General features: G+C 65.6%; 15 protein-coding genes. 5 read left to right on the top strand and 10 right to left on the bottom strand.

The window, feature by feature from the left end; translation table 11 throughout:
* Positions 1–7: 7 nt before the first annotated feature.
* Together JQ566_RS26965 and JQ566_RS26960 are read right to left on the bottom strand one after the other, a co-directional pair.
* Positions 8–1,273, bottom strand: coding sequence for an NAD(P)/FAD-dependent oxidoreductase (locus JQ566_RS26965; protein WP_212378040.1), 1,266 nt, complete (start codon positions 1,271–1,273; stop codon positions 8–10).
* A gap of 4 nt (positions 1,274–1,277) precedes the next feature.
* Entirely contained in the window at positions 1,278–2,939 is a 1,662-nt protein-coding gene (locus JQ566_RS26960; protein WP_212378037.1) for a thiamine pyrophosphate-binding protein, read from the bottom strand.
* 214 nt (positions 2,940–3,153) lie between these two features.
* Between JQ566_RS26960 and JQ566_RS26955 the strand changes: the two genes are divergently transcribed.
* Positions 3,154–3,843, top strand: a complete 690-nt coding sequence (locus JQ566_RS26955) for an aspartate/glutamate racemase family protein (RefSeq protein WP_212378035.1) — start codon at positions 3,154–3,156, stop codon at positions 3,841–3,843.
* A gap of 168 nt (positions 3,844–4,011) precedes the next feature.
* Here the strand turns inward: JQ566_RS26955 and uxuA are convergent, their stop codons facing one another.
* From uxuA to JQ566_RS26925, 6 genes are all read right to left on the bottom strand, one after another.
* Entirely contained in the window at positions 4,012–5,202 is a 1,191-nt protein-coding gene (uxuA, locus tag JQ566_RS26950) for a mannonate dehydratase (protein WP_212378034.1), read from the bottom strand.
* Between the two features lie 71 nt (positions 5,203–5,273).
* Complete coding sequence (locus JQ566_RS26945; RefSeq protein ID WP_212378032.1) at positions 5,274–6,323, bottom strand: L-idonate 5-dehydrogenase; 1,050 nt, start codon at positions 6,321–6,323, stop codon at positions 5,274–5,276.
* Entirely contained in the window at positions 6,320–7,726 is a 1,407-nt protein-coding gene (locus tag JQ566_RS26940; protein WP_212378030.1) for a TRAP transporter large permease, read from the bottom strand. Before JQ566_RS26940 ends, JQ566_RS26945 begins: the two co-directional genes overlap by 4 nt.
* Positions 7,727–7,730: 4 nt before the next feature.
* Positions 7,731–8,309, bottom strand: a complete 579-nt coding sequence (locus tag JQ566_RS26935) for a TRAP transporter small permease (RefSeq protein ID WP_212378028.1) — start codon at positions 8,307–8,309, stop codon at positions 7,731–7,733.
* Positions 8,310–8,447: 138 nt separating this feature from the next.
* A complete protein-coding gene (locus JQ566_RS26930) occupies positions 8,448–9,413 on the bottom strand; it encodes a sialic acid TRAP transporter substrate-binding protein SiaP (protein ID WP_434057844.1) in 966 nt (321 codons plus the stop codon).
* An 83-nt stretch (positions 9,414–9,496) separates the two neighbouring features.
* The gene (locus tag JQ566_RS26925; protein WP_212378024.1) at positions 9,497–10,312 is read right to left on the bottom strand and encodes a FadR/GntR family transcriptional regulator; all 816 of its coding nucleotides are present in this window, start codon (positions 10,310–10,312) and stop codon (positions 9,497–9,499) included.
* A 158-nt stretch (positions 10,313–10,470) separates the two neighbouring features.
* Between JQ566_RS26925 and JQ566_RS26920 the strand changes: the two genes are divergently transcribed.
* From JQ566_RS26920 to JQ566_RS26910, 3 genes are all read left to right on the top strand, one after another.
* On the top strand, positions 10,471–11,955 hold the full coding sequence (locus JQ566_RS26920) for a mannitol dehydrogenase family protein (protein WP_212378228.1): 1,485 nt from the start codon (positions 10,471–10,473) through the stop codon (positions 11,953–11,955).
* Between the two features lie 95 nt (positions 11,956–12,050).
* On the top strand, positions 12,051–12,458 hold the full coding sequence (locus JQ566_RS26915; protein WP_212378226.1) for a nuclear transport factor 2 family protein: 408 nt from the start codon (positions 12,051–12,053) through the stop codon (positions 12,456–12,458).
* A gap of 102 nt (positions 12,459–12,560) precedes the next feature.
* On the top strand, positions 12,561–13,409 hold the full coding sequence (locus JQ566_RS26910) for an SDR family oxidoreductase (RefSeq protein ID WP_212378022.1): 849 nt from the start codon (positions 12,561–12,563) through the stop codon (positions 13,407–13,409).
* Positions 13,410–13,525: 116 nt separating this feature from the next.
* Here the strand turns inward: JQ566_RS26910 and JQ566_RS26905 are convergent, their stop codons facing one another.
* A complete protein-coding gene (locus JQ566_RS26905) occupies positions 13,526–14,413 on the bottom strand; it encodes a dienelactone hydrolase family protein (RefSeq protein WP_212378020.1) in 888 nt (295 codons plus the stop codon).
* A gap of 703 nt (positions 14,414–15,116) precedes the next feature.
* Here JQ566_RS26905 and JQ566_RS26900 point away from each other — a divergent pair.
* A complete protein-coding gene (locus JQ566_RS26900; protein ID WP_212378018.1) occupies positions 15,117–15,695 on the top strand; it encodes a MarR family winged helix-turn-helix transcriptional regulator in 579 nt (192 codons plus the stop codon).
* A 12-nt stretch (positions 15,696–15,707) separates the two neighbouring features.
* Here the strand turns inward: JQ566_RS26900 and JQ566_RS26895 are convergent, their stop codons facing one another.
* Positions 15,708–16,664: a hypothetical protein gene (locus tag JQ566_RS26895; RefSeq protein ID WP_212378016.1), complete on the bottom strand. Its 957-nt coding sequence runs from the start codon at positions 16,662–16,664 to the stop codon at positions 15,708–15,710.
* Positions 16,665–16,701 lie beyond the last annotated feature (37 nt).

The raw sequence follows: 16,701 nt of genomic DNA, 5'->3' as shown, positions 1-16,701 counted from the left end.
TGCGCTCTCAGAGGAAACGATCGGGCGCGAACGGCGCGAGTGGAATCTCCGGCGCCTTGCCGCTCACGAGCTGGGCGACAAGACGGCCGGTGCGGGCCGAGCCGACCAGGCCGACATGGCCGTGGCCGAAAGCATAGACGACGTCGCGCGAGGCGCGCGCATGGCCGATGCAGGGACGTCCGTCCGGCATGCTCGGGCGATGGCCGAACCACGTCTTGACGCGCGAGGCCGGGATGTCCTTGGGCAGCTTCGGGAACATGCCGAGCAGATGGTTGCGCAGGATCTCGGCCCGCTTCCAGTTCGGCGCAGCCTCTAAGCCGGCGATCTCGACCGTGCCGGCGGCGCGCAGGCCCTTGTTGGTCCAGTTCACCACCATCTTGGCGTCGGAGGCCATCATCGAGCTGCGCGGACCTGCTTCCGGATTCTCGATCATGACGTGATAGCCGCGCTCGGTCTCGAGCGGGAGGGAATCGCCGACCGACGCAGTAAGCTGCTTCGAGCGGGCGCCGGCCGCGACCACCGCGGCATCGCAAGGAATCTCGCCGGTCTCGGTGAGAACAGCCACGAGCTTGTTGCCGGACAGCTTCAGGCCGGTCGCCTTGGCCCGCACGTGCCTCGCGCCACTGGCGATCGCATGAGCGGCAAGGGCCGCGACATAAGCGCCGGGATCGCGACAGCGCCCGGCTTCCTCCACCACCACGCCAAAGGTGTAGCGCGGATGCAGGTCCGGCTCGCGCTGGCGCATCTCGTCGGCATTGAGCTCCAGCCATTCGACGCCGACCTTCTTGCGCAAGCGCCAGCCGAGATCATTGTCGAAATTGCCGCGCGAGGTGAAGACATGCATCACGCCGTTGCGCTCGATCAGGTCGGGCACGCCGGCCTCTTCCGCGAGCTTGCGGTGCAGCAGCGGCGCGTCCTTCAAGAGGTCGCGCAGCGCAAACGCCGTCGTCTCGACCCGCGCCTCGGTCCAGCCGGAGAGCAGATACTTGACCAGCCAGGGCAGCGCCTTCGGCAGGTAAGACCAGCGGATTGCGAGCGGCCCGAGCGGGTCCAGGAGATAGCCCGGCACCTTCTTCCAGATGCCCGGCTCCGCCGGCGGGATCACCGAATGCGAGGAGAGCCAGCCGGCATTGCCGTAGCTCGCCGCCTGTTCGCCGCCCGGCTCGCCGGGATCGATCAGCGTGACGCGATGACCCTCGCGCAGCGCCTCGATGGCGCTGATCACGCCGACCGCGCCGGCTCCGATGATGGCGACGTGGCGGCCTTCCGGCATCGCTTTAAGCCTTCACCGCCGGCGTGAAATCCTTGCCGACCGAGATAGCCCTGGAATCGATGATGCAATGCAGGATCGACGGCTTGCCCGAGGCCAGCGCGCGCTCGAACGCCGGCGCGAACTCTTCGGTGCGTTCGATGCGCTCGCCATGGCCGCCGAACGCTTTCGCGTACATCGCGAAATCCGGGTTCTTCAGCTGGGTGCCGACGACGCGGCCGGGATAGTCGCGCTCCTGGTGCATGCGGATGGTGCCGTATTGCGAGTTGTCGACGACGATGACGACGAGCGGCGCGTCATATTGCACGGCGGTGGCGAATTCCTGGCCGTTCATCAGGAAGCAGCCGTCCCCGGCAAAAGCGACGACGACGCGATCCGGATATTGCCGTTTTGCCAGCACGCCCGCCGGCACGCCGTAGCCCATCGAGCCCGAGGTCGGCGCGAGCTGGGCGGCAAAGCTGTGGAAGCGGTGATGACGATGGATCCAGCCGGCATAATTGCCGGCACCGTTGCAAACGATCGCGTCCTTCGGCAGGCGGTCGCGCAGCCAGGTCATGACCTGGCCGTACTGGAACCTGCCCGGCAGGTCGCGCGCCTTCTCGGTCCAGGCGAGGTAATCGGCATGCGCCTTGGCGGCCTCGCCCTTCCAGGCCACCGCGCCTGAAGGCTTCAGCGTCTCGACGGCAGCGGCGAAGGCGGCCGGCGTCGCCTGGATCGCCAGCGCCGGCTGATAGACGCGGCCGAGCTCTTCGGAGCCCGGATGCACATGGATCAGCTTCTGCCGCGGAGTGGGAATGTCGAGCAGCGTGTAGGACGAGGACGGCATTTCCGACATGCGGCCGCCGATCAGCAGGAGGACATCGGCATTGTCGATGCGCGCCTTCAGGCCCGGGCTCGGCCCGATGCCGAGATCGCCGGCATAATGCGAATGGTCTGCGTCGATCAGCGAAGCCCGGCGGAACGAGGTCGCGACCGGCAGGTCGAACCGCTCGGCAAACCGCGCGATGCTCTTCGCCGCTTCATCGGTCCAGCGTGACCCGCCGAGAATGACGAGCGGCGCCTTGGCGTCGGCCAGCATGACGCCGAGCTTCTCGATATCGGCAGGCGCCGGCCAGCTCACGGCGGGCTCGATGCGCATGGCATCGGCAACGGCCGCGCTCTCGGTCAGCATGTTCTCCGGCAGCGCGATCACCACGGGACCGGGACGGCCCTGCATGGCGACGCGGAAGGCACGCGCGACCAGCTCCGGAATGCGGTCGGGGCGATCGATCTCGACCGCCCATTTCGCCATCGGGCCGAACACCGCCTTGTAGTCGAGCTCCTGGAACGCCTCGCGCTCGCGCATGCCGGTGTCGACCTGGCCGACGAACAGGATCATCGGCGTCGAATCCTGCATCGCGATGTGGACGCCGTGGCTGGCATTGGTGGCGCCGGGGCCGCGGGTGACGAAGCAGATTCCGGGCCGCCCCGTGAGCTTGCCATAGGCCTCCGCCATCATCGCCGCGCCGCCTTCGGCGCGGCAGATCACGACGTCGATCGGGCTGTCATGCAGCGCATCGAGGGCCGCCAGATAGCTCTCGCCCGGCACGCAGGTGACGCGCTCGACGCCTTGGGCGACGAGCTGATCGATCAGGATCTGGCCCCCGGTGCGGGTGTTGCGAATGGTCATGTCGGCTCCCTCGAGACTTCAGCGATGCGCACTTATTCGGGAACTGGCCTAGGACAGGCCGAGAGAGTGCGCAAGGTCGAAAGGCTTCTCGCAGCCTGCGCAGGCGTCATGCCCGTCCCTGCCGTTTGCACTACAGGCCCTGCCGCGGCCAAGATGGCGAGCTTCGAAATCTTCGTCTACGATCCGGCCGAACCAACTCGCCTGGAGCACCGGAATGCAAACCATCGGCCTGATCGGAGGCATGAGCTGGGAGAGCACCGCGCTCTACTATAAGCTCATCAACGAGCGCGTCCGCGACCGCATGGGCAAGCTGCACTCCGCCCCGCTGCTGATGTATTCCTACGATTTCCAGGACATCAAGGAGATGCAATACGCCGGCCGCTGGAGCGAGGCGGCGGCCAGCCTCGCGGAGGTGGCCCGGCGCCTCGAAAGCGCCGGCGCGCGAGCGATCGTGCTGTGCACGAACACGATGCACAAATTGGCCCCCGAGATCATCTCGAGCATGACCGTCCCTTTCATTCACATCGGCGATGCGACGGCGGAGCGGATCCGGGCCAAGGGATATAGCCGGGTCGGGTTGCTCGGCACCAGGTTCACGATGGAGGAAGCCTTTTACGTCGACCGATTGCGCGCGCACGATCTCGACGTCCTGATTCCTCCCGCGGACGAGCGCGCCGAGGTGAACCGCATCATCTATGACGAGCTGTGCCTTGGGATCGTCGCCGCGCCGTCCCGCCGTCGCTACCAGGACGCGATGGCAGCGCTCGTCGCCGCCGGCGCGGAGTGCATCATCCTCGGCTGCACCGAGATCACGATGCTGGTCGGTCCGGACGACATTTCGGTCGAGACGTTCGACACAACCGCAATTCACGCAGAGACGGCAGCCGATTTCGCGATCGGGTGATCTTGAGTTAAGGCGCCGCGACGGCGGTTTGCCATCAAGCAGGCGGTGTTAAGGTGAAGCACCCTCTCCCCACGTCATTGCGAGCGCAGCGAAGCAATCCAGAGTCTTTCCGCGGAGGGATCCTGGATTGCTTCGCTGCGCTCGCAATGACGGTGGATAGAGCTCCGTCTATCGATGCTCGATCGCCCTGATCGCGCCGCGGAGCTCGGCGAGGCCGCGGAGGCGGCCGATGGCGGTGTAGCCGGGATTGGTGCGCTTGGTGGCGGCGAGATCGTCGAGCATGCGGTGGCCGTGGTCGGGGCGGAACACGATTTTCTTGTCCGGCGAGCGCCGCGCATTCTCCTTCAACAGCGCCTTCAGCACCGCGACCATATCGACGTCGCCGTCGAGATGATCGGACTCGTAGAACGAGAGGCCGTCGGCTTCGCGCTTGGTCGCGCGCAGATGGGCGAACGCAATGCGCGGACCGAAGCGCTCCGCCATTTCAGGCAGATTGTTCTCCGCGCGCACGCCGAGCGAGCCCGTGCACAGGCAGATGCCGTTCGCCTTGGACGGCACGGCATCGAACAGCGCCTGGTAGTCGTCGGCGGACGAAGCGATGCGCGGCAGGCCGAACAGCGGCCGCGGCGGATCGTCCGGATGCAACGTCAGGGAGACGCCGAGCTGCTCGGCGACCGGCGCGACACGCGCCAGGAACTCGGCGAGATGCTGCCGCAGGATCTCAGGCGTGATGTCGCGATAGGTTTCCAGCCGCTCGCGGAACTGCGGGATGGTCATCGGCTCGGTGGTCGAGCCCGGCAGCGCGCTGGCGATGACCATGACGAGATAGTCGATATCGGCCTGGCTCATCTGGTCGAACAGCTTTTTCGCGCGCGCCTGCGCTTCCTGCGAATAGTCCTGCACGGCGGCCGGGCGCTTCAGGATGTGCAGCTCGAACGCCGCAAAGCGGTCCTGGTCGAAGCGCATGGCGCGGGCGCCGTTCGGCAGCTCCCATTCGAGATCGGTGCGGCACCAGTCCACAACAGGCATGAAATTGTAGCAGATGATCTTGATGCCAGCGCTCGCGACCGCCTCCAGGCTCGCGATCCACGCCTCGATCGACTTGTTTGCCTTGCCCCCGAGCCGCTTGACGTCGTCGGGGATCGGAATCGATTCCACCACCGACCAGGTCAGTTGCGTGCGGCCGGGCTGGCCATTCTCGATGAAGTTCTTGCGCGCCTCGACCGCCTTGCGCGTCCAGGCTTCGCCGATCGGCACCTGATGCAGCGCCGAGACGATATCGCTCGCCCCGGCCTGCCTGACGTCATCCAAAGACACCGGATCATCCGGACCGTACCAGCGCCATCCCTCCAGCATCATGGGCATCTCCTAAAGCGTTTTCGAGCGAAGTGGGCACCGGTTCGCGTGAAGAAAACGCGTCAAAACAAAAGTCAATTCGCGGTCAGCACGACCTTCACGCTCTGCGAGCGGTCGAGCGCGAGCCGCAGCGCGTCCGGCGCGGTCGAGAGCGGCCGCTCGGCGGTGACCAGCGACAGCACATCGACGCTGCCGTTGCCGATCAGTTCCACCGCATTCATGAACTCGAAGCCGAACCGGAACGAGCCGCGCAGGTCGATCTCCTTGGCCATCACCGCATTCGACGGCGTCGGGATCTGGCCGCCCGGCAGATTGCCGATCTGCACCACGACGCCGCCGCGCCTGACGATACCGATCGCGCTGGCAAGGCCTGCTGCGGTGCCGGAGACCTCGAACGCGACGTCGTAGGGTCGCGACGCAGCCTGCGCCTTCAGTCCTTCCTCGCCACCGGAGACATTCTCGACGTGGGACGCCCCGAGCCGGCTCGCGAAGGCGAGCGGTGCCGGGGCGATGTCGGCCACCGTGATGTCAGCCATGCCGGCGCGGTGTGCGGCCAGCATGGTCAATAGCCCGATCGGGCCGGCGCCGAAGATGATGCCGCGCTTGCCCTCGATATTGCCGGCGCGCGCGACAGCGTGCAGGCAGACCGCGAGCGGCTCGGCCAGCGCCGCGGCCTGGTAGGAGACGTGGTCGGGAATCTTCACGCACTGCGCGGGGATTGCGTCGAAATAGTTGGCGAAGCCACCCTGCATGTGCGGGGTCTTCGAAGCCGAACCCATGAAATAGATATTCTCGCACAGGTTCGGCCGGCCCTCGCGGCAGGCGACGCAATGGCCGCACCAGCGCGAGGGGTTGACCGCGACGCGGTCGCCGACCTTCAGGTTCGCTGCGGTGCCCGAGATCTCCACGACCTCGCCCGAGATCTCATGTCCCAGCACCAGCGGCGACTTCACCACGAAATCGCCGGTCCGGGCATGACGGAAATAGTGCATGTCCGAGCCGCAGATGCCGCCGGCGCCGAAGCGGATGCGCACCATGCCCTGGCTAAGCTTGTCGAGCGGATGCTCGATCATGCGCAGGTCTTCGGGGCCGAACAGGGTCGCGGCGAGAGCTGTGGAGGTCATTTGGAGAGTCCCATGTATTTTGGCAGCCAGAGGGTCAGGTCGGGAATGTAGGTGATCGCGATCAGCGCGAGCATCAGCGGCACCAGCCAAGGCAGGATCGCGACCGTCGTGCGCTCGACCGAGAGCTTTGCGACGCGGGCGAGCACGAACAGCACCATGCCGAGCGGCGGATGCAACAGGCCGATCATCAAGTTCAGCGTCATGATCAGGCCGAAGTGGATCGGATCGATGCCGAGCTTGAGCACGATCGGCAGCAGGATCGGCACCAGGATGGTGATCGCCGCCGTTGTGTCGATGAAGCAGCCGACGAACAGGATCAGCACGTTGGCGAGCGCCAGGAACACCCATTTGTTGTGGGTGATGCTGAGCATCCAGTCCGACAGCATCTGCGCCGCCTGCGACACCGTCAGCAGCCAGGCGAAGATCGAGGCGGCGGTCACGATGAACAGCACCGAGGCCGTGGTCTCGATGGTGTCGAAAGTCGCCTTCGCAACGGTCTGGAACGTCATGGTCCGGTAGCGCACGAGGCCGAGGAACAGCGACCAGATCACCGCGGCGACGGCGGCTTCGGTCGGCGTGAACCAGCCGAGCGTCATGCCGCCGATCAGGATCACCGGCGCCATCAGCGCCATCACCGCCGAGAAGTCGAAATACCAGTCGATCAGGAGCAGCGTACCGAGGCCGATGACGACCGCCATGTTGACCGAGAGGCCGGCGAGCACCATCAGCCAGATTGCCATCGGGAACGACAGCACGATCAAGATCTCGAGGCCGGCCGAGCCGAGTTGCGGCCAGGAGAACGGCGTGTCGCTGCCCCATTTGTTCTTGTGCGCGAAATAGGTGACGGTCACCATCATGAACAGCGTCAGCACGACGCCGGGAATGAGGCCGCCGAGGAACAGGGCGCCGATCGAGACGTTCGCCATCATGCCGTAGATCACGAACGGCAGCGACGGCGGGATGATCGGCCCGAGCGTCGCCGAGGCCGCGGTGACGCCGACCGAGAATTCGGTGGAGTAGCCGTGGTCCTTCATCGCCTTGATCTCGATGGTGCCGAGGCCGGCAGCGTCCGCGATCGCGGTACCGGACATGCCCGAGAAGATCACCGAGCCGATGATGTTGACGTGGCCGAGGCCGCCGCGCATCCAGCCGACCAGCGCGACGGCGAACTTGTAGATGCGCCCGGTGACACCGGCGATGTTCATGAGGTTGCCGGCCAGGATGAAGAACGGCACGGCGAGCAGCGGAAAGCTCTCGACACCGGCGATCATGCGCTGCGCCAGCGTGACGTCGGGCGTCACGCCGCTGACCAGGATGTAGAGCAGCGACGACGCGGCCATGGCGATCGCCACGGGAACGCCGAGCAGCATCAGGATCAGAAAGCCTCCGAGCAGCAGCAGCATGGTCTTATCCTTCCGATCCGTCGTAGGCACCGGGACGCTCGAGGACCGAGTAGCCCTGCCGCCAGTTCTGTAGCGCCACCTGCACGGAGCGCGCGAACATCAGCACGAAGCTGAGCAGCACGGCGTAGTAGACGTAGTCCTTGGGAAGATTGATCGTGGTCATCTGCTCGTCGCCGATGATCTGGATGTAGACCCAGACCAGCTTGATGGCGTAGCCGAAGAAGGCGATCCGAATCAGGTCGATCATCGTCGCCAGCGCGCGCCCTACTGGATGCGGCAGATAGCGATAGACCAGGTCGACCTGGATGTGCCGCGACAGCCGCACGCACATCGAGGAGCCGATGAAGACCACGCCGATCAGGCAATAGGTCGCGATCTCCTCGGTCCAGGCGTAGCTGTCGTTGAGCACGTAACGGGTGAAGAACTGGAGGAAGACGGCGAGCGCCATCACCCAGAAGATCGCCAGCGCCACCCAATCCTCGAACGCGTAGATGCCGAGATCGACCTTCGGCGTCGCCTCCTCCTCGAAGGTATGGGCGATCTCCTCCGCGGTGATCTGCCGGTGGATTTCGGCGGTCGACATGGTGGGCTCCTCAAACCTTTTCATCGTCATTCCGGGGCGGCTCAACGGGACCGCGCAACGCGCGGCCCGGCGAGCCGAACCCGGAATCTCGAGGTTCCGGGCTCTCGCTTTCGCGAGCCCCGGAACGACGGGCGCTGGTTATTTCACCGCCTGGATCTTTTCCCAATCAGCCTTGCGGTAACCGAACGTCTCGAACGCGACGTTCTTCAGCACGGTGTCGCGGAACTCGTTCTTGTCGACCTCGGTCACGGTCAGGCCCTTCTCCTTGAAGAAGGCGACCAGCTTGGCTTCGTTCTGCTTGATCTCCCCGGTGGCCTTGGCCGCCGCCTCCTGCGCGACGTCGGTGAAGATCTTCTTGTCCTCGTCGGAGAGCTTCTTCCAGAGCGCGCCCGCCACCACCGTGTTGAGGTGGTCGACGATGTGACCGGTCAGCACGATGTGCTTCTGCACCTCGTAGAACTTCTTGGCCTCGATCGTGGTCAGCGGATTCTCCTGCGCCTCGACGGTGCCGTTCTGGAGCGCGAGATAGACTTCGGCAAACGCGATCGGCGCGGTGTTGGCGCCGCAGGCGCGGGGCATTGCGAGGTAGGCCGGCACGTCGGGCACGCGTATCTTCAGGCCCTTCATGTCGGCGCAGGTCTTGATCGGCTTGTTCGACGAGGTCTGGCGCACGCCGTAATAGGTCACCGCGACGATGTGGTGGCCGCTCTTGTCCTCATAGCCCTTGGCGAGCTCCTTGAAGATGTCGCTCTTGGTGTAGGCGAGGAGATGATCGGCGTCGCGGAAGGTGTAGGGATAATAGGTCACGCCGATCGGCGCAAAGCTCTTGGCTGCGAAGCTCGAGCCGGAGATGATGATGTCGACCGAGCCGAGCGACAGGCCCTGGTTGATGTCGGCTTCCTTGCCGAGCTGGGAGGCCGGATAGACTTCGATCTGGTAGCGCCCGTTGGTGCGCTTGCCGATCTCCTGCGCGGCCCAGACCGACGCAGTGTGGAACGGCTCCGAGGTCTCGTAGACATGGGCCCATTTGAGCTTGGTCTGCGCCATGCTCGCGCTGGTCGCTGCCAGCAGCGTGGCGGCGGAGATCGCCGCGGCAATCGTCATCTTCTTCAACATCGACTTTTCCTCCATCGTTCAAGTCTGCTTCTTGTTCGCCCGCGTCCGAAGCGGATGCGGGGCGCCCAATCTCATCGCCGCCGCGCGCCGCTGCTCGCGGCTGGCTTCTTCTTCGGCGCATGTTTCGGTTTCGACGGTTCTGCCGCCGATCGCACCGTGCGGCTTTGCCCCGAAGCCGATCCCGCCGCGGTCTCGGCACCGAAGTTTTGTGCAAAGCGTTCCTGGGATCGCGCCAGATGAGCGCGCATGGCTTCACGCGCGGCGTCGGGATCATGCGCCGCGATCGCGTCGCGCACGGCGCGATGCTCGTCGAGCGCCGTGCGCCAGGTGCCCGGACTCTCGAAATAATGCGCAAGCTTCGCGAAATAGGGATTGAGACGCTGGTCGAACAGCTCGCCGACCACGCGCACCAGAACGGCATTGCCGAGGCTTCCGGCGATCGCGACGTGGAACGCGCGGTCGTGCACCATCGAGGCTTCGCCGGGATGCTCGACATTCTCCATGGCGACCAGGGACGCATCGATGCGGGCGACGTCATCCTTTGTCGCCACGCGCGCGGCCTCTTCGGCAATGGCGCTTTCCAGGAATTCGCGGGCGCGCAGCAGCTCGAACGGACCCTCGATGACGGCAGCGGGTGCGGGCGCGGCCACGGCGGCGGGCTCGATCACATAGATGCCGGACCCGACGCGGATGCGGACGCGGCCTTCGACCTCGAGCGCGATCAGGGCTTCGCGCACCGTCGGCCGCGACACCTTGAGCTGCTCGGCGAGCTCGCGCTCGGTCGGCAAGCGGCTGCCGACCGCGTACTCGCCGCTGTCGATCAGGCTTCGCAATTGATCGGCGACCTGGCGATAGAGCCGTCTCGCCTCCACAGCTTCCAGCGGCACGCTGGTCCTCCCGAAAGGGTCTCGCGGGGGATTTTGCAGCCCGCGGCCCGCCAATTTTGGAAAATTGGTCTTACCAATTGACCGGAGCATTGACCGAGGACAGGCGCCATGTCAAGCAGCGGCAAAGCAAAGGGGAGACGTCCATGCGCCAGAGCTCGATGCGCCTTGATTCCACTTGCCTTGGCCGCGCCAATCTCGACCGGCTGCCGCCGGCCATCCGCCGCCCGGCCTATGATCGTTCGCGCGTCACGCCCGGCATCGTGCATCTCGGCCTCGGGGCGTTTCATCGCGCGCACCAAGCGGTCGTCATCGATGACTGCCTTGCCACCGGCGCCACGTCCTGGGGCATCGTCGGCGCCAGCCTGCGCAGCCCGGGCACGCGCGAGGCCCTCGCCCCGCAGGATCATCTCTACACCGTTGCCGTACGCGCCGCCGAAGGCACCGAGCACCGCGTCATCGGTGCGCTGCTCGACAGCGTCGTCGCGCGCGAGAAGCCGGCAGCGCTGGTCGAGCGCATGGCCGGTCCCGCCACCCGCATCGTCTCGCTGACGGTTACCGAGAAGGGCTATTGCCACACGCCACAGACCGGCGACCTCGACGAGCGGCACCCCGATATCGTGCACGATCTCAACAATTTCGATGCGCCGCGCTCGGCGCCCGGCTTCATCGTCGCCGCGCTGGCACGCCGGCGGGCGCTAGGCGCCGCACCGTTCACCGTGCTGTGCTGCGACAATCTCGCCGCCAACGGCCACACCGTGCAGCGGATCGTGACGCAGTTCGCCGCGCTGCGCTCGAAGGATCTCGGCAAGTGGATCGCGGATGCGGTCGCCTTTCCCTCGACCATGGTCGACCGCATCGTGCCGGAGACGACGGATCGCGACCGCGATGCGGTCGCATCGGCGCTGGGCATGCGCGACGCCTGGCCGGTGATGACCGAGCCGTTCACGCAATGGGTGGTCGAGGACCGCTTCACCGCAGGCCGGCCGGACCTTGCCGCTGCGGGCGTCGAGCTCGTCACCGACGTCAAGCCGTTCGAGTTGATGAAGCTGCGGCTACTCAACGCCAGCCATTCCGCGCTCGCCTATCTCGGCTATCTCTCAGGCTACGAGACCATCGCCGACACCATGCAGGATCCGCATTTTGCGCGCCTTGCCGCGCAGGTGATGGAAGAGGCCGCGGTGACGCTGACCATGCCCGCGGGCACCGACCTTGCAGCGTATCGCGCCTCGTTGCTCAAGCGCTTCGCCAATCCGGCGCTGCACCACCGCACCTGGCAGATCGCCATGGACGGCTCGCAAAAGCTGCCGCAGCGGCTTCTCGGCGCGATGCAGGATCGCCTTGCCAGGAGCCTGCCGATCGCAACGCATGCGCTCGCGGTGGCCGGCTGGATGCGCTACGTCACCGGCCTCGACGAGCAGGGCCGGCCGATCGACGTGCGCGATCCACTCGCCGGCGAGTTCGCCGCGCTGGCGCGCGAGGCGGGCCCCGTCGCCGAGCGGCTCGCGCCGGCACTGCTCGGGGTGGCGAAGGTGTTCGGCCCGCTCGGCGCCGAGCCGCGCCTGCGCGAGGCCGTCACCGCGGCGCTCGGCCGCCTTTACAAGGATGGCGCGCGACAGGCCGTGGCAACGCACGTCTCGGCGTGACCACTGAGCGGGCAGCATCTTGAATGCTGCACTGCGGCCAAAATCGACGGAAAGTCGCGCTTGATTTTTGCCAGTCCTTGCCCCACCCGAGAGCGATGGGAAAGGACAGCAAGGTCATCGCCGCCAACGCGGCCTTTTACGCCGCATTCTCAGCGGGCGACTTCGCCGGCATGGAGCGGATGTGGGCGGACGACGACTCCATCTCCTGCATCCATCCCGGCTGGCCGGCCATCGTCGGGCGCGCCACCGTGATCGGAAGCTGGCGCGACATCCTGCAAGACCCGCAGCGGCCGCAGATCGTCTGCGCCGAGCCGCAGGCGATCATCGACGGCGACAGCGCGCGGGTGCTCTGCATCGAGATCGTCGACGGCACCGCTTTGGCCGCCGCCAACCATTTTCGCCGCGTCGGCGACGACTGGCGCCTGGTGCACCATCAGTCCAGCCCGATCGCGCAGATTGTCGAGCAAGCCGAGGACGATAGAACCAGTCACCGCGTCCACTGAAGGCAGCGATCACGCGAGCGTGATCTACTGTGCATGGGGTTGTTTTTCAGTCTTTGTTTGGCGGCCCAAAAGTTCCGACAGATCGTCCAGCACGGGAGACGCATGCGGCTCTTCATCCTTGGCCTCGGCTACAGTGCCCGGCACTTCGTCCGCAGACACGGCGACCGCTTCTCGCATGTCGCCGGCACTGTGCGCGATCCCGCGCAGCGGAACGATCTCGCCGGCTTCGAGGCGCATCCGTTTTCGGGCAGCCGTCCGTCGCGCGAGATGGTTCAACAGGTTCGCGACGCCGATGTCCTCCTGGTGTCGATCCCGCCCGGCAGCACCGGCGATCCCGCGATCGCGGCGTTCGGCGACGTGCTCCAGGGGAGCCGCCGCAAGGTCGTCTATCTCTCCACGATCGGGGTGTACGGTGATCACGGCGGTGCATGGGTCGACGAGAGCACGCCGCCGCAGGCAACCCTCGACCGCACGCGCATGCGGATCGCTGCGGAGCAGGCCTGGACGGATGCGGCGCGCGGCGATGCCGCCATCCTGCGGCTCGCCGGCATCTACGGTCCCGGCCGCAACGCGCTGGCGACGCTGCGCGCGGGGACGGCGAGGCGCATCATCAAGCCGGGACAGGTCTTCAACCGCATCCACGTCGACGACATCGCAAGCGCGATCATGGCCGCGGTTCATCACCCGAACGGCGGCGTTTGGAACGTCTGCGACGACGAGCCCGCGCCGCCGCAGGACGTGATCGCCTATGCGGCGAAGCTGATGGGCGTGGCGCCGCCGCCTGAAGAGGCGTTCGAGACAGCCGAGATGTCGGCAATGGCGCGCAGCTTCTATGCCAGCAGCGCGCGTGTCTCCAACGCGAAATTGAAGCGCGAGCTCGGCGTCACGCTGGCCTGCCCCACCTATCGGCACGGCCTCGACGCGTTGTGGCGCGCAGGCGAAGGACGATAGGGTTCCTGCACCCCCATTCCTCCCAGACATGCCTTGCCCGCGCTTGACTTCGTCCCTGTGTGGTCCGCGCCGAAATCAAAAGGGCGGCCGTTCGGACCGCCCTTCGAAACCATGCGTCAGCTCAAGACGCCATACTTCTTGAACCAGGCCTCGGCCCGCTTCCAGCCATCTTCCGCGGCGTCCTTGCGGTAGCTGCCGCGATAATCGGCATGGAAGCCGTGCGGCGCTTCGGGATAGATCTTGAACTCGGCCGTCTTCTTGTTCTGCTCGAGCGCTGCCTTCATCTGCTCGACCTGGGCGACGGGAATGCCGGTATCGGCGCCGCCGTAGAGGCCGAGCACCGGCGCCTTCATCTCGGGCGCGAGCTGCATCGGGCTCTTCGGCCACAGCGGATTGGCAGGATCGACCAACGTCCCATAGAAGGCAACGCCCGCCTTGAGCGCGCCGCTATGGGCGGCATATTCCCAGACCGTGCGGCCGCCCCGGCAGAAGCCGATCATGCCGAGCCTTGTGGCGTCACCGCCTTGCGATCCTGCCCACGCCACCGTTGCATCGAGATCCGACCACATCTCGGCGTCCGGCTTCGCATTCACCACCGGCAGCAGGTCCTTGACGTCCGAGACCTTGGTCAGGTCGACGCCCTTGCGGAAATAATAGTCGGGCGCGACCGCAAACGCGCCGAGCTTGGCGAGGCGCCGCGTCACGTCCTTGATGTATTCGTGCAGGCCGAAGATCTCCATCGCCACGATGATCATCGGCGCCTTGGTGTTGCCGGCGGGGCGGGCGAAATAGGCCGGCATCTCCTCGGAACCCAGCTTGATCCTGGCATCGCCGGCCTGAAGACCATTGGTGTCGGTCGTGACCACTTCGGCGCGCACCGGTCCGGCCGCAAGCGTATAGCCCGCCGCCACGGCCGCGGTGGCACTCATGAATCCGCGGCGCGAGACAGGGGCGCTTTTGGTCAGCCCGACGACGTCGGATGTCATGGTGGTTTCGAAGCTCATTGGCCCATTCCTTCCTGCTGATTGCCATCCCCCCGGGGGGCGACGCATTCGCCAATAGTTGCCGGCGGAACGCAAGTCACCAGCCTGCGAGCACACTCGCTTTCACGCCAAGCCACGAGGGCCGGCGAACGCGCGAGCAGCCGCACGAAGTCGTCGAATTCGAGGATGCTGCCGAGAGTGACTGCCAATGCGGCACGATTGACGCTGAACGGTGCTGGACTCGCAACGACACTCCGACGTTCCCTGGATCGCGCGTGTAACTTAACCGTCTGGCTGCATTGCATCGCAACATCCATTAACCGAAAAATGCGGTTCTTCCCTGCCGGCCGGACCGTCAGACCTCGCATGGGATGCTCGTGTTCGCGCCCGCGACAGGCTCGGCCGCAACAAATGGCAATCGCGGCTACGAGAATGACACATCATGTTGCTCGCGCATCGCACATCATCGCCAATTCTCGTGCGAACCGTCGTCATTTGATTGAAATTTTCGAAGGATCTGGGCCGCGCGATTTACTCGAACTTTCTTTGTGACACCGTAGTTCCACGGCCGGAAGCTCCATCTCTGCAAACAGAGAGGCTTCCTCCCGACGCGCGATCGGCCGCCCGGCAACGGACGAGGGAGCGCCCGGGTTTCATTCTCGTTCACTCAGATTGCGCTGCCCAAGGCTCAATTGAATAAACGTTTATCCGACCTGGAATTGAAATGAATTTGGCTCGCGAATCGATTGAACTGTTGGAGCAGGCCGCGCGAATCCTGTGGTTCGAAGGCACCAAGCACGGTTTGCGCGACCGCGAATGGATGGCGCTGCGGTTCCTCTCCCGCGCCAACCGGTTCTCCCGAACGCCGTCGGCGCTGGCGAGCTACGTCGGCACCACGCGCGGCACTGCCTCCTTCATCATCGGCGAGCTCGAGCGGCTCGGTTATCTCGAACGAAAGCGCTCGGCCACGGACAAACGGTCGGTGATGTTGAGCGTGACGCAGCAGGGCAAGAAGTTCCTCGTGCGCGACCCCGTCAACGTTCTCGTCGAGGCGATTGCCACTCTCGACGACGACGTCAAGATCCGCTTCCGCGACACGTTCCGGCACGTGCTGGACCATTCGGATGCTGCCGAGCAGCGGCACCACACCGACGTTTGCAAGCGGTGCATCTTCCTGCGGGAAGATCGCACCACCACGGACAGCAAGACGACCGTCGAGTTCAGCTGCCGCCTGTTTCGTGCGCCGATCGCGGAGGCGGAGGTCGATCTGCTATGCACCAGCTTCGAGCATCACCGTCAATAGAGAGCGGCTCGATCAGGGCGTTGCCTTGCGTGACGAATAGATGACGCCGCCGCTGGATTCCACGACCAGGCGCCCGTTCTCGTTCCTGATCTCTTCGATCCGGCCAAGACCGGGCACCTGTTGCCCGAGCACGGCCTCGATGACGCCGTTCGGGCTTTGCAGGATCGCAATCCCCTCATAGGCCTGGCGGACCGACCAGCCCTTGATCGTCTTGCGCGGCGCCGACGCACGCTCGGGCGCTGGCACCGATCCCGTGAATTCGGGCGCTGCGACCGAGGCCATCATCGGCCCCTGCTGTGACACGGGCTGGGATTGCACCATTGCCGGCGCGGGAGCCTGGGCCTGGGCCTGCACCTGAGCGAGCTTGTCGAGCTTCGCCGTGGAGGACGAGCTCACCCGCTCGATCCGGTCCAGGTTCTCGGCAAACCTGCCGAAGCGATCATTCGTCACCTTGCTCGATTGATCGACCGCGGTGCGCAAGCCGTCGAGATTTTCGGATACGCCCGACACCTGCTTGCGCAGCTGCGCGACGGTCTCGCGCAGAATTCTGATCTCCGCATTGGCTGCAGCGTTGTTCTGAGCGGGCTGGGTGGTGAGATAGGCGATCACGCCGGTGCAGGCGCAGACCACCAACATGGCAGCGACCGCCAGAGTTGCGAGCGGCGCGACCCATGTCGGACGGGGTGGCGGCGGCTTCGCCACGATCACGGCCGGCTTGATCACGACCGGCGCAGGTTTCGGGATCGCCATCTTGTCGAGGCGGGCCTTGGCACGAATGCGCTTCAGCCCCTCGAGTGCCTCTTTTGCGAGAGCTTCGTCGCTCGTCGCGGCCGATGCACGCTTTGCGCTCGCAGCAGGCTTGGTCGCTCGCGTGGCATTGTCCTTTGTATCGCTCGCCTCCGGAGCCGGCTTCGCCGCCGCGGAAGCATCCGCGGTCGCGGTGGGACGAGCTTGTCCATCGGACAACATGTGAAAATGCTCCGTTCGTTTCGATCTACCGAACGGT

Origin of the sequence: Bradyrhizobium sp. SZCCT0231 (assembly GCF_018130245.1) — a bacterium.
Taxonomy (GTDB): domain Bacteria; phylum Pseudomonadota; class Alphaproteobacteria; order Rhizobiales; family Xanthobacteraceae; genus Bradyrhizobium; species Bradyrhizobium japonicum_F.
The sequence above is the reverse complement of the archived record's forward strand: the minus strand, read 5'-3'. Positions and strand labels throughout refer to the sequence as shown.

Bases quoted from the DNA above. Each gene is read 5' to 3' on its own strand.
- JQ566_RS26965 (WP_212378040.1), bottom strand. From the start codon at position 1,273: ATGCCGGAAGGCCGCCACGTCGCCATCATCGGAGCCGGCGCGGTCGGC.
- JQ566_RS26960 (WP_212378037.1), bottom strand. From the start codon at position 2,939: ATGACCATTCGCAACACCCGCACCGGGGGCCAGATCCTGATCGATCAG.
- JQ566_RS26955 (WP_212378035.1), top strand. From the start codon at position 3,154: ATGCAAACCATCGGCCTGATCGGAGGCATGAGCTGGGAGAGCACCGCG.
- uxuA (WP_212378034.1), bottom strand. From the start codon at position 5,202: ATGATGCTGGAGGGATGGCGCTGGTACGGTCCGGATGATCCGGTGTCT.
- JQ566_RS26945 (WP_212378032.1), bottom strand. From the start codon at position 6,323: ATGACCTCCACAGCTCTCGCCGCGACCCTGTTCGGCCCCGAAGACCTG.
- JQ566_RS26940 (WP_212378030.1), bottom strand. From the start codon at position 7,726: ATGCTGCTGCTGCTCGGAGGCTTTCTGATCCTGATGCTGCTCGGCGTT.
- JQ566_RS26935 (WP_212378028.1), bottom strand. From the start codon at position 8,309: ATGTCGACCGCCGAAATCCACCGGCAGATCACCGCGGAGGAGATCGCC.
- JQ566_RS26930 (WP_434057844.1), bottom strand. From the start codon at position 9,413: ATGACGATTGCCGCGGCGATCTCCGCCGCCACGCTGCTGGCAGCGACC.
- JQ566_RS26920 (WP_212378228.1), top strand. From the start codon at position 10,471: ATGCGCCTTGATTCCACTTGCCTTGGCCGCGCCAATCTCGACCGGCTG.
- JQ566_RS26915 (WP_212378226.1), top strand. From the start codon at position 12,051: ATGGGAAAGGACAGCAAGGTCATCGCCGCCAACGCGGCCTTTTACGCC.
- JQ566_RS26910 (WP_212378022.1), top strand. From the start codon at position 12,561: ATGCGGCTCTTCATCCTTGGCCTCGGCTACAGTGCCCGGCACTTCGTC.
- JQ566_RS26905 (WP_212378020.1), bottom strand. From the start codon at position 14,413: ATGAGCTTCGAAACCACCATGACATCCGACGTCGTCGGGCTGACCAAA.
- JQ566_RS26900 (WP_212378018.1), top strand. From the start codon at position 15,117: ATGAATTTGGCTCGCGAATCGATTGAACTGTTGGAGCAGGCCGCGCGA.
- JQ566_RS26895 (WP_212378016.1), bottom strand. From the start codon at position 16,664: ATGTTGTCCGATGGACAAGCTCGTCCCACCGCGACCGCGGATGCTTCC.